11 protein-coding genes are annotated in these 12,433 nt (G+C 60.3%); 2 read left to right on the top strand and 9 right to left on the bottom strand.

Annotated elements, in window-relative coordinates:
• Positions 1 to 100 precede the first annotated feature (100 nt).
• From ACQRBV_RS09690 to ACQRBV_RS09660, 7 genes are all read right to left on the bottom strand, one after another.
• The gene (locus ACQRBV_RS09690; protein WP_060756649.1) at positions 101 to 1,009 is read right to left on the bottom strand and encodes a response regulator; all 909 of its coding nucleotides are present in this window, start codon (positions 1,007 to 1,009) and stop codon (positions 101 to 103) included.
• A 168-nt stretch (positions 1,010 to 1,177) separates the two neighbouring features.
• Positions 1,178 to 1,939: a phosphate signaling complex protein PhoU gene (gene phoU, locus ACQRBV_RS09685; protein WP_060756648.1), complete on the bottom strand. Its 762-nt coding sequence runs from the start codon at positions 1,937 to 1,939 to the stop codon at positions 1,178 to 1,180.
• 71 nt (positions 1,940 to 2,010) lie between these two features.
• Complete coding sequence (pstB, locus tag ACQRBV_RS09680; RefSeq protein ID WP_060756647.1) at positions 2,011 to 2,844, bottom strand: phosphate ABC transporter ATP-binding protein PstB; 834 nt, start codon at positions 2,842 to 2,844, stop codon at positions 2,011 to 2,013.
• A gap of 93 nt (positions 2,845 to 2,937) precedes the next feature.
• Positions 2,938 to 4,608, bottom strand: coding sequence for a phosphate ABC transporter permease PstA (gene pstA, locus ACQRBV_RS09675; protein WP_060756646.1), 1,671 nt, complete (start codon positions 4,606 to 4,608; stop codon positions 2,938 to 2,940).
• Between the two features lie 15 nt (positions 4,609 to 4,623).
• Positions 4,624 to 6,657 carry an ABC transporter permease subunit gene (locus ACQRBV_RS09670; protein ID WP_411984943.1) on the bottom strand — a complete coding sequence of 678 codons (2,034 nt, stop codon included), beginning with the start codon at positions 6,655 to 6,657 and terminating at the stop codon, positions 4,624 to 4,626.
• 429 nt (positions 6,658 to 7,086) lie between these two features.
• Positions 7,087 to 8,076 carry a phosphate ABC transporter substrate-binding protein PstS gene (locus ACQRBV_RS09665; RefSeq protein WP_060756644.1) on the bottom strand — a complete coding sequence of 330 codons (990 nt, stop codon included), beginning with the start codon at positions 8,074 to 8,076 and terminating at the stop codon, positions 7,087 to 7,089.
• Between the two features lie 256 nt (positions 8,077 to 8,332).
• Positions 8,333 to 9,622: an MFS transporter gene (locus ACQRBV_RS09660; RefSeq protein WP_060756643.1), complete on the bottom strand. Its 1,290-nt coding sequence runs from the start codon at positions 9,620 to 9,622 to the stop codon at positions 8,333 to 8,335.
• A gap of 456 nt (positions 9,623 to 10,078) precedes the next feature.
• On the opposite strand from ACQRBV_RS09660, the gene ACQRBV_RS09655 reads away from it, so the two are divergent.
• Positions 10,079 to 10,483: an acyl-CoA thioesterase gene (locus ACQRBV_RS09655; protein WP_003176975.1), complete on the top strand. Its 405-nt coding sequence runs from the start codon at positions 10,079 to 10,081 to the stop codon at positions 10,481 to 10,483.
• A 57-nt stretch (positions 10,484 to 10,540) separates the two neighbouring features.
• Entirely contained in the window at positions 10,541 to 11,440 is a 900-nt protein-coding gene (locus tag ACQRBV_RS09650; protein WP_411984908.1) for a D-hexose-6-phosphate mutarotase, read from the top strand.
• Positions 11,441 to 11,493: 53 nt separating this feature from the next.
• On the opposite strand, the gene ACQRBV_RS09645 is transcribed toward ACQRBV_RS09650, so the two are convergent.
• Together ACQRBV_RS09645 and ACQRBV_RS09640 are read right to left on the bottom strand one after the other, a co-directional pair.
• Positions 11,494 to 12,030 (bottom strand): DUF3299 domain-containing protein, encoded by a 537-nt coding sequence (locus ACQRBV_RS09645; protein ID WP_060756686.1) that lies wholly within the window; start codon positions 12,028 to 12,030, stop codon positions 11,494 to 11,496.
• Between the two features lie 78 nt (positions 12,031 to 12,108).
• Complete coding sequence (locus tag ACQRBV_RS09640) at positions 12,109 to 12,354, bottom strand: GlsB/YeaQ/YmgE family stress response membrane protein (RefSeq protein WP_060756641.1); 246 nt, start codon at positions 12,352 to 12,354, stop codon at positions 12,109 to 12,111.
• Between the last annotated feature and the right edge of the window lie 79 nt (positions 12,355 to 12,433).

The following is a 12,433-nucleotide window of genomic DNA, read 5'->3' as shown; positions in this document are numbered from 1 at the left end:
GCCGCCCCAAACCCAGGCACCTCAATTTTAACTGGGAAAACTCAGCGCCTGAGTTAGGGCGGCTTCGCCCCCCAGCGCGGGGCAAGCCCGCTCACTACAATCACGCACCCGGGACGAAGTGCTTCTGCGCCGTACCCCGTGCGATCAAGCGCGAGATGTAATCGAGTTTCTGCGCATCCTGGTCGATAAACCGGAAGGTCAGTTGCAGCCAGTCGCTGTCGGGCTTGGGCTCGTAGGCGACGATAGCGTGCAGGTAGCCGTTCAAACGGGCGACTTCGGCGTTTTCGCCTTGCTCAAGGTCGAGTACCGCACTTTCCAGTACCTGAGGCAGGATTTCGCCGCGACGCACTACCAGCAGCGCTTCCTTGATGCTCAGCGCCTTGATCACACATTGCTGGCTGCCGCTGGACAGTCGCAGTTGGCCTTGGCCGCGGTTACCGGTCGGCGCTGCTGACGGCGCCTGTACCGGAGGGCTGTTGAGCAAGCCCTTATTTGGCGCGGGCGCAGCCGCCGCGACAGGGGCTGCGCGCACGGCCTCAGGCTTGCCACCGGTCAGGGCGCTCAGGGAGTCGTTGCCAAAAGCCGAGTTCACCTTGGTCGGCGCACTGGCGACCAAGGCGTCGAGACGGCCGACCTTGTGCAAAGCCTGTTTGACCTTGTTCAACAACTGTTCGTTGGTGAAGGGCTTGCTGACGTAGCCGGAAACGCCTGCCTGGATCGCCTGAACCACGTTCTCCTTGTCGCCACGGCTGGTCACCATCACGAACGGCATGGCCTTGAGGTGCGCTTGCTCACGGCACCAGGTCAGCAGCTCCAGGCCGGACATCTCGGGCATTTCCCAATCGCACAGCACCAGGTCGAAGCTCTCGCGCATCAGGATGGATTGCGCCTTTTTACCGTTTACCGCGTCTTCGATCTTGATCCCGGGGAAGTAGTTACGCAGGCACTTCTTCACCAAGTCGCGGATAAACGAGGCGTCGTCCACCACCAATACACTGACTTTACTCATCGACCCTTCATCCTATAGAAACTTCGGCACGCAAAACGCCTGACTGATAGCATTTTGCCAAAACTCGCGGGTCACAGAAGGACTTTATTGCTCCTGCTGTGCAAGAAAAATTGTAGCCACAAACAAAAACGCCCGACCAAAGGCCGGGCGTTAATTTCTCGGGCAACCTTATTTATCGTCAGGTTCCCCGGGAACATTAGGGTTTTGATCAACGGTCCCTTCAACTTCGGCTTTCATGCGCTTGAGGCCCATGTGCCGCACGTCGGTGCCGCGAACCAGGTAAATCACCAGTTCCGAGATATTGCGCGCGTGGTCGCCAATACGCTCCAGGGAGCGTAGCACCCAAATGATGTTCAAGACCCGCGAGATAGAGCGTGGATCTTCCATCATGTAAGTGGCCAGCTCGCGCAGCGCCGTCTTGTACTCGCGGTCGATGACCTTGTCGTACTGGGCCACCGACAACGCCAACTCGGCATCGAAGCGGGCAAACGCGTCGAGCGCATCGCGCACCATGTTGCGCACCTGGTCGCCGATATGGCGCACTTCCACGTAACCGCGCGGCGCTTCGCCTTCTTCACACAATTGAATGGCACGACGGGCGATCTTGGTGGATTCGTCTCCGATGCGCTCCAGGTCAATCACCGACTTGGAAATGCTGATGATCAAACGCAGGTCGGATGCCGCCGGCTGGCGACGCGCCAGGATCCGTAGGCATTCTTCGTCGATGTTGCGTTCCATCTGGTTGATCTGTTCATCGATCTCGCGCACTTGCTGGGCCAGGCCCGAGTCGGCCTCGATCAGCGCGGTGACGGCGTCGTTGACTTGCTTCTCCACCAACCCGCCCATCGCCAGGAGGTGGCTGCGCACTTCCTCAAGCTCGGCGTTGAACTGCGCGGAGATGTGATGGGTAAGACCTTCTTTGCTAATCATGTTGGCGTCCTTGGAACGTCCGGTAAGGTGCGGAGAGCCGCAGCATTCAGTGCAATCGAAACCACCGGATACTAGCCGTAGCGACCGGTGATGTAGTCTTCGGTCTGCTTCTTCGCCGGATTGGTGAACAGAGTATCGGTGTCGCCGAATTCCACCAGCTTGCCCATGTACATGAACGCGGTGTAGTCGGAAACCCGCGCCGCCTGTTGCATGTTGTGAGTCACGATAACGATGGTGAACTTGGACTTGAGCTCGTAGATCAGCTCTTCGACCTTCAAGGTCGAGATCGGGTCGAGCGCCGAGCAAGGTTCGTCGAGCAGCAACACTTCCGGCTCCACGGCGATGGTACGGGCGATCACCAGACGCTGCTGCTGGCCGCCGGACAGGCCGAGTGCCGAGTCGTGCAGGCGGTCTTTGACCTCATCCCACAGCGCAGCGCCTTTCAAGGCCCACTCCACCGCTTCGTCGAGGATGCGCTTTTTGTTGATGCCCTGAATGCGCAGGCCGTAGACCACGTTTTCGTAGATGGTCTTGGGGAACGGGTTCGGCTTCTGGAACACCATGCCCACGCGGCGACGCAACTCGGCCACATCTTCGCCCTTACGATAGATGTTGCTGCCGTAAAGGTTGATGGCGCCGTCCACACGGCAACCGTCCACCAGGTCGTTCATGCGGTTGAACGTACGCAGCAGCGTGGACTTGCCGCAGCCGGACGGGCCGATAAAAGCCGTCACGCGTTGCTTGGGGATGTTCATGCTGACGTCGAACAGCGCCTGTTTCTCGCCGTAGTACAGGCTCAGGCCCGGCACTTCGATGGCCACGGTTTCCTGGGCCAGGCTCAGGCTTTGCTTGTCGCGACCCAGGGCCGACATGTTGATGCCGTGGGTGTGGGTTTCGTGTTGCATGGTCTCACTCCGTTCGTAGCTGCCAGCTTCTAGCTGCAAGCTGCAAGATTTGGGCAAAAGCGGCTTGTAGCTTGCCGCTTGTGGCTAACAGCTTTAGCTATCCAACGCTTTGTATTTTTCGCGCAGGTGGTTACGAATCCACACTGCCGACAGGTTGAGCGTGGCGATCACCAGCACCAGCAGCAGGGCCGTGGCGTACACCAGCGGCCGTGCGGCCTCGACGTTGGGGCTCTGGAAGCCGACGTCATAGATATGGAAGCCCAGGTGCATGATCTTCTGGTCCAGGTGCAGGTACGGGTAGTTGCCGTCCAGCGGCAGCGACGGTGCCAGTTTCACCACACCCACCAGCATCAGCGGAGCCACCTCACCAGCGGCACGGGCCACGGCCAGAATCATGCCGGTCATCATCGCCGGGCTGGCCATCGGCAGCACGATCTTCCACAGCGTTTCCGCCTTGGTCGCGCCCAGTGCCAGGGAACCTTCACGCACGGTGCGGGGGATCCGCGCCAAGCCTTCTTCGGTGGCCACGATCACCACCGGCACGGCCAGCAGCGCCAGGGTCAGCGAGGCCCACAGCAGGCCCGGCGTACCGAAGGTCGGGGCCGGCAGGGCTTCGGCGAAGAACAGACGGTCGACCGAGCCACCCAGGACGTACACAAAGAAACCGAGACCGAACACGCCGTAAACGATGGCCGGGACGCCCGCCAGGTTGTTCACGGCGATGCGGATCACGCGAGTCAGGGTGTTCTGCTTGGCGTACTCACGCAGGTAAACCGCGGCCAGTACACCGAACGGCGTCACGATCATCGCCATGATCAGGGTCATCATCACGGTGCCGAAGATCGCCGGGAAAATCCCGCCTTCGGTGTTGGCTTCCCGTGGGTCGTCGCTGAGGAATTCCCAGACCTTGCTGAAGTAGAAACCGATCTTGGTCAGGGTACCCATGGCGTTCGGCTGGTAGGCGTGTACCACTTTACCAATGCCGATTTCCACTTCCTTGCCGTTGGCGTCGCGAGCCGTCAGGCTGTCGCGGTTGAACTGGGTGTGCAGGTCAGCCAGGCGTGCCTCGACCTCCTTATAGCGATTATTCAGCTCGGCACGGCCCGCTTCCATATCGGCCTGGGCCGTGGCGTCGAGCTTGCCTTCCAGCTCCAGCTTGCGACCGTGCAGGCGGATGCGCTCCAACCCGGCGTTGATCGCGCCGATATCGGATTTCTCCAGGGTCTTGAGCTGGGCAGCCAGCTTGTTGACGCGCTCGACACGGGCTTGCAGCTCAGGCCACGCAGCCTCGCCTTCGGCGACAACCTTGCCATCCTGTTTGACGTTGATCAGGGTGCCGTAGAAGTTGCCCCACTCACGACGCTCGATGGCCATCAGCTCGACCGGTTTGGTCTGGTCTTTCAACCACTCGCCGACGATCCAGGTGAAATCGTTGCCGTTCAGGTCACGGTTGCCGACCTTGATCAGCTCGCGGGTCATGAATTCCGGGCCCTGGTCAGGCACCGGCAAGCCGGCGCTTTTCAGGCGCTCGCGGGGCACTTCTTCCTTCTGCACCACTTCGCCGATGACGATGTGGTTTTCCTGGCCGGGCACGCTGTAGTTGGCCTGGATCAGGTCAGCCGGCCAGAAATGACCCAGGCCGCGCACCGCAATCACGGCCAGCAAGCCAATGGTCATGATGACCGCGATGGACACTGCGCCACCGCTGATCCAGACGCCGGGGGCGCCGCTCTTGAACCATCCATTCAGGGAGTTCTGTTTCACAGACTTCTACCTTTCTTAAAGCGACGAGTATTTCTTGCGCAGACGCTGACGGATCAGCTCGGCGAGGGTGTTCATGATGAAGGTGAACAGCAGTAGCACCAGCGCCGAGAGGAACAGCACGCGGTAGTGGCTACCGCCCACTTCCGATTCCGGCATTTCCACCGCGACGTTGGCTGCCAGGGTGCGCAGGCCTTCGAACAGGTTCATTTCCATCACCGGAGTGTTACCAGTGGCCATCAGTACGATCATGGTCTCGCCGACGGCACGGCCCATGCCGATCATCAGCGCCGAGAAGATACCCGGGCTTGCGGTCAGGATGACCACGCGGGTCATGGTCTGCCACGGCGTGGCGCCCAGGGCCAGTGAGCCCAGGGTCAGGCCGCGCGGCACGCTGAATACGGCGTCTTCGGCGATGGAGTAGATGTTCGGGATCACTGCAAAACCCATGGCCAGGCCGACGACCAGGGCGTTGCGCTGGTCATAGGTGATGCCCAGGTCGTGGGAGATCCACATGCGCATGTCGCCGCCGAAGAACCAGGTCTCCAGGTATGGGCTCATGTACAGCGAGAGCCAGCCCACGAACAGGATCACAGGGATCAGGATCGCGCTTTCCCAGCCCTCCGGCACCCGCAGGCGCAGCGACTCAGGCAAGCGGCTGAAGATGAAACCGGCAACCAGGATGCCAATCGGCAGCAGCATCAGCAGGCTGAAAATCCCCGGCAGATGCCCTTCGACATACGGCGCCAGAAACAGGCCGGCGAAGAAGCCGAGGATCACCGTCGGCATCGCTTCCATCAATTCGATCACCGGCTTGACCTTGCGGCGCAGGCTCGGGGCCATGAAGTAAGCGGTGTAGATCGCTGCGGCAACCGCCAGGGGTGCGGCCAGCAACATGGCGTAGAACGCGGCTTTCAGCGTGCCGAACGTCAACGGAGCCAGGCTCATCTTGGGTTCGAAGTCGGTGTTGGCGGCGGTCGATTGCCAGACGTATTTAGGCTCGTCGTAGTTTTCGTACCAGACTTTGCTCCACAACGCGCTCCACGACACTTCCGGGTGCGGGTTGTCCAGCAACAGCGGCTGCAGCTTGCCGCCAGCTTCGACGATCACTTGATTGGCGCGCGGCGACAGGCCGAACAGGCCTTGCCCATCCACCACCGGGTCCACCAGCAGGGTGCGGTGCGCGGTGCTGTGGAACACGCCGAACTTGCCGGAGGCGTCGAGGGCGGTGAAGCCTTTGCGACGCTCTTCAGCAGTGATTTCCACGATCGGCGCAGTGCCCATCTGGAAGGTGCGGATCTGTTTCAGGCGCTGTTCGCCATCCGGGTCGCGGGCCATGAACCACTGGGCCAGGCCGCCCTTCGAGTCACCGACGATCAGCGAGATGCCACCGACCAATTGCGTGCTGGCGGTGATTTCGGCGGTGCCGTCTTCGAGCAGCTTATAGCGCCCATTGAGGCTCTTGTCGCGCAGGCTGAACACGTCGGCCAGGGCACGGCCGTTGACCACATACAACCATTGCTGGCGCGGGTCGATGAAGATCGCCTTCACCGGCTCAGTCATTTGCGGCAGCTCGATGCGCTTCTGCTCGCTGGTCACTTCGCCGGTCATCATGTTTTCTTCGCGGCTCAGGCCCAGCACGTTCAAATACGAACCGGCGGAACCGGCCACCACCAGCGAAGAGTCGGTAGCGTTGAGAGCGACGTGCTCCAGCGGGCGGCCTTGATCGTCGAGGACAATCGGCGTTTCACCGTAGGGGTATTCCACGGCTGGGTTGATAGTTTTCTTGCCGTCCGGGTAAGACACCTTATAGGTGTGGCGGAAAACCAGGGCCTGGCCATTGGACAAGCCGAGGATCACCAACGGGCTGCCTGGCTGGTCTCGACCGATAGACACCACTTGGCTGCCGGCCGGCAGCGGCAGGTCGATACGCTTGAGCTCGGCGCCGGTCTGTACATCAAAGAACAGCGCCTGGCCCTTGTCGGAAACCCGCATGGCAACTTGGTTCTGTTCTTCGATGGCGATCATCAGCGGCTTGCCGGCGTCCTGCATCCATGCAGGCGTCAACGCATCTTCCTTGGTCAGCGAAGCCCCTTGGAACAGCGGCGCGACAACGTAGGCAAGGAAGAAGAAAATCAGGGTAATGGCGCCGAGGACGGCGAGGCCGCCGACCAGTACGTACCAACGGGTCAGGCGATCCTTGAGCGCGCGAAGGCGGCGCTTGCGTTGCAGTTCAGGCGTATTGAAATCAATGCGCTTGGGGGGAGAAGTTGTCGTCATGGTGGAATTGGCCAGATCATTCATGCGCACACCCTAGCGATCCTGTATGACAGAAAGATGACAATGCAGTGACGCAAGAAATCCGCCGCTAGCAGGGCTTGCAGCGGATCAGAAATTAAGAGGCGAGGTCCAGGTCTTACCGACCCCGCCTGGGCCTTGAACCGTGGAGCGAACCCGGTTCAAGGCGGCTTTACCGAAGGCTTACTTGGCGCCTTCTTTCAGGCCCAGGTCAGCCAGGGCCTTGGCGGCAACTTTGGCTGGCAGTGGGATGTAGCCGTCCTTGACGACAACTTCCTGGCCTTGCTTGGACAACACAAGCTTCACGAACTCAGCTTCCAGCGGTGCCAGAGGCTTGTTCGGGGCTTTGTTGACATAGACGTAGAGGAAGCGCGACAGCGGGTATTTGCCGTTCAGGGCGTTTTCTTCGCTGTCTTCGATGAAGTCGGTGCTGCCTTTCTTGGCCAGGGCAACAGTCTTCACGCTTGCAGTCTTGTAGCCGATGCCCGAGTAACCGATGCCGTTCAGCGAGGAGCTGATCGACTGCACGACCGAAGCCGAGCCTGGTTGTTCGTTCACGTTCGGCTTGTAGTCGCCTTTGCACAGGGCTTCTTCTTTGAAGTAGCCGTAAGTGCCGGATACCGAGTTACGACCGAACAGCTGGACTGGCTTGTTGGCCAGGTCGCCGGTCACGCCCAGGTCACCCCAGGTTTTCACGTCGGCTTTAGCGCCGCACAGACGAGTCGAGGAGAAGATCGCGTCGACCTGTTCCATGGTCAGGTGCTGGATCGGGTTGTCCTTGTGTACGAAGACCGCCAGGGCATCCACGGCAACCGGGATAGCGGTTGGCTTGTAGCCGTACTTCTGCTCGAAGGCAGCCAGTTCGGTGTCCTTCATCTTGCGGCTCATCGGGCCCAAGTTGGAGGTGCCTTCAGTCAGCGCAGGTGGCGCGGTGGCGGAGCCGGCGGCTTGAATCTGGATGTTGACGTTCGGGTATTCCTTTTTGTAACCCTCGGCCCACAGGGTCATCAGGTTGGCCAAGGTATCGGAACCGACGCTGGACAAGTTGCCCGACACACCAGTGGTCTTGACGTACGCCGGAATTGCCGGATCAACACCAGCGGCCACCGCGTTGGCGGTCGCAACGCCAGCAGCGACAAAAGTCATTGCCGCCATCAAACGTTTCAGTTTCATGCCTTGCTCCTAGCAGATAGGGATAGTTGGATCGGGGCCAAGTATCAGTAGGCCGTGTGAACACTCTATGTCTGGAATATGACAATTAGATGAAAGGCCAGCATTCATGAAAAATCTGACAGGAAGGAGAAACTCAACAAATACGGGGTTTGCGAGGCAGGTTGAAGCGTTTGGGGAGTTGTTTCAGAAACACTCTGTAATCGTTGCTCGAACACCGGTGGCGAGCAAGCCTGCTCGCCACCGGCTCATCGATGGCTCAGCGCCCGCGCTTCCATAGGTATCCGCCCACGGCCATTCCCATCACACACAGGACAGCAACGTAATAGGCCGGGCCCATCGGGCTTTCCTTCATCAGCAACGACACCGCCAATGGCGTCAGGCCACCGAATACGGCATAGGCGACGTTGTAGGAAAATGACAAACCACTAAAGCGCACCACTGGCGGGAAGGCTTTCACCATCACGTAGGGCACCACGCCGATGGTGCCGACAAACAGACCGGTCAAGGCATACAGCGGGAACAGCCAGTCGGGATGGGCAAGCAGGCTGTGATACAGCGTCCATGAGGTCGCCAGCAGCAGTGCACAACCGCTGACCAACACGCGGCCGGCGCCGAAGCGATCGGCCAGGGCGCCGGAAGCAATGCAACCCAGGCTCAGGGTGACGATGGCCAGGCTGTTGGCCTGCAGGGCCACGGTCGGGCTGAAGTGATAGAGGGTTTGCAGCACAGTCGGGGTCATCAGGATCACCACGACAACGCCGGCCGACAGCAACCAGGTCAACAGCATCGACAGCACGATGGCGCCACGGTGGTCGCGCAGTACTGCGCGTAATGGCAACTCGGCGGCCAGGGCCTTGCGCTGCTGCATCTCGGCGAAGATCGGCGTCTCATGCAGCCAACGACGCAGGTATACCGACAGCAGCCCGAACACACCACCGAGCAGGAACGGGATGCGCCAGGCGTAATCGGCGACCTGCTCCGGGCTGTAGATCGTGTTGATGGCCGTGGCCACCAGCGAGCCCAGCAGGATACCGGCGGTGAGGCCGCTGGTCAGGGTGCCGCAGGCGTAGCCGATGTGCCGGGACGGAACGTGCTCGGAGACGAACACCCAGGCGCCCGGCACTTCGCCACCGATCGCGGCGCCCTGGATGATCCGCATCAGCAGTAACAGCAGCGGCGCCCACAGGCCGATCTGCGCGTAGGTCGGCAGCAGACCCATGATCAGGGTCGGCACGGCCATCATGAAGATACTCAAGGTGAACATCTTCTTGCGGCCCAGCAAATCGCCGAAGTGCGCCATGATGATGCCGCCCAGCGGGCGTGCCAGGTAGCCCGCGGCGAAGATGCCGAAAGTCTGCAGCATGCGCAGCCATTCAGGCATGTCGACGGGGAAGAACAGTTTTCCAACCACGGTGGCGAAAAACACGAAAATGATGAAGTCGTAGAACTCCAGCGCCCCGCCCAAGGCAGACAGCGACAGCGTTTTATAGTCGTTGCGGGTCAGCGGGCGCGAAGGTTGCGCACTGCTTGCGGGCACGGAGGACATGGCAAGGCTTCTCTTATAGTAATCAGAACGGCAAGCCCGGGACTTGCATCGGGTTTGGCAAGATAGCAAATCGCTTGGAAAAGCACAGCGTCCGCCGAATAACACTTCAATGGGCGAAATATTCCTTGTTCATACGCTTTAACCGCAATAAGAAGCACAGTTGCCGGAAAAAGCCGCATTACAGACGCTAATTGCCGACCAAATGAGCGTCGGGTGGTCGTCGCGGCGCAATCGTCCCGATATACTCGGCCCTTGCAAGCGCCAGACCCGCTGTCTTGAGGGGCTGCTGTGCCAAAACGTTGTTGGGTGCCATCCAGCCGATTTGGCAGAGTTTCCCTTTAGTCCGCCTTACGAGAAACGCATTGAGCGGTGTATGTTGGTGCTGAAACGTTTTTTTGAAGACGGCTATCCACTTGAAATACCCATGAAGCGTCACGGGTCAGAGGCACCCTCGGCATGATCGAACTCGAACAAGAAGATCCTATCCCGCAAGGCGATCTCGCTCTGCAAATCACTGCGCTTCCGCGTGAAACCAACGGTTTTGGCGACATCTTTGGCGGCTGGCTGGTCGCACAGATGGATTTGGCCGGCACCGCCATGGCCAGCAAGGTCGCAGGTGGGCGCGTGGCCACCGTGGCGATTGATCGCATGGCGTTCCTGGTGCCGGTGGCCGTGGGCGCGCAGTTGTCCTTCTATACCCAGGCCCTGGAAATCGGCCGCAGCTCGATCCAGATGATGGTCGAAGTGTGGAGCGACGACCCGCTGTCCAGCGAATGGCGCAAGGTCACCGAGGCGGTGTTTGTCTTCGTCGCCATCGATGGCAGCGGCCGTACTCGTTCGGTACCGTCGCGCGCGCGTTAAACCTCGCCGGTTTTTGACGGTCAATTGCCCCATTGCCTGCCCATTGAGAGTATTGCCATGCCTACGCCCCACGTTGAAGCCGTGAAACAGGACGAGCTGGATTGCTGGCGCATCCGCCACAACGACGCCGAACTGATGGTGGCCCAACAGGGCGCGCACATCTTCAGTTATCAGCGCCAGGGCGAGCAGCCGCTGATCTGGCAGAACCCTGAGGCGGTGTTCAAGACAGGCAAAGGCATTCGTACCGGCGTGCCGGTGTGCTGGCCGTGGTTTGGTGTATTCGACCGCAACCCGCAGAGCGTGAAGGCGATGCGTCAAAGCGAGCAGCCGGCTGGCGCTCACGGTTTTGTGCGCACCGCACTCTGGACCTTGACCGCAGCCGAGGCCGAAGGCAATGCACTGCGCGTCGACTTCGTGTTACCGGCGCCGGCAGGTGGTTTCCCTGGCTGGCCCCATCAGGTCGACCTCAAGTTGAGCCTGCTGCTGGACGACCAACTGCATATCCGCCTGACCAGCCATAACCGTGGCACCGACACCGTGACCCTCAGCCAGGCACTGCACACCTACTTCGCTGTCAGCGATGTGCGAAACGTGCAGGTCGAGGGCCTGGATGGCCTGGCGTATATCGATACTGCCGACGGTTGGGCCGAGAAAACCCAATCCGGCCTGCTGCACTTTACTGCAGAGACGGATCGCATCTACCTCGAGACCCCGACGCAGCTGAATATTGTCGATAAAGACTGGCAGCGCCGCATCCAGCTGACCGCCGAGGGCTCCAGGTCCACGGTGATCTGGAACCCGTGGACCGAGCGCGCCAAAGCGCTGGACGACATGGCCGACGACGGCTGGCCGGGCATGCTGTGCATCGAGACGGCCAACGTGCTGGATGATGTGGTGAAGCTGGCGCCCGGCGAAAGCCACACCTTGGGCGTGAGCCTCAGCGCTATCACCCTGTAAACAAAACATGTGAGAGGGGGCTTGCTCCCTCCCACAGGGATAGGCGTTGTGGCTTAGAGATCCGACTCCTTCACGACCCGCACCTTCGCCGCATCCAGCGCATAGGCGGCATCCGCCAAGTCGTTATTCACCTTCTCCACCTTCAGCATGCCCGTGACCCATAGCGGCGTGTAGATATCCTCCAGCTTCAGCCCCTTGGGATAACGCACCAGCACCAGCTGGTTAGGCGGTGGTGGCGGCACATGGATGCAGGCGCCCGGGTACGGCACCAGGAAGAACAACGTGCTGCGGCCCTTCGCGTCGGTTTCCAACGGGACGGGGTAGCCGCCGATACGGATGTTCTTGCCGTTCATGGCCGCCACGGTCTTGGTCGAATACATCACCGCAGGCAAGCCTTTGCTCTGCTTCAAGCCACCTTTGTCGGTGAAGGTGCCTTGTGCTTCGGGAGAGTTGTGGTCGATTTCAGGCATGGCTTCGAGCGCTTTCTGATCCGAGAGCGGCATCAGGTCGAGCCAGTCGGTTTCCGGCAGTTCGCCAGCGTGCGCCAGGCCGGAGCCCAGCAAGAGAAGCGTTAACAGAAGTCGGCGCATGGGGAAGCTCGGCAAGTACAAAGTGGCGAGCATTCTAACCCTCTGCACCTGCGCAGCGCAGAGGGTTCAACGCGTGGATTATTTCTTTTTCAGCAGGCCGTAGATAACCAGCAGCACGACAGCGCCAACCAACGCACCGAAGAAGCCTGCGCCTTGGCCCGCCTGGTAGATGCCCAGGGCCTGACCACCGTAGGTGGCGACCAGAGAACCTGCAATACCCAGCAGGATCGTCATGATCCAACCCATGCTGTCGTCGCCAGGCTTGAGGAAACGCGCCAGCAGACCGACGATCAGGCCGATAAAGATGGTTCCGATGATACCCATGGCATTTCCCTCTGAATTTAGGTGAACTATGCCAAAGCCTAGCAGGCTTTGGCATCCTGCAATCAGAGGACGGCGACCC

This window comes from Pseudomonas sp. R11F (genome assembly GCF_050312575.1).
In the GTDB taxonomy this organism is placed as follows: Bacteria; Pseudomonadota; Gammaproteobacteria; order Pseudomonadales; family Pseudomonadaceae; genus Aquipseudomonas; species Aquipseudomonas palleroniana.
Note: the sequence above shows the minus strand (reverse complement) of the source record. Positions and strands in the feature narration are given on the sequence as shown.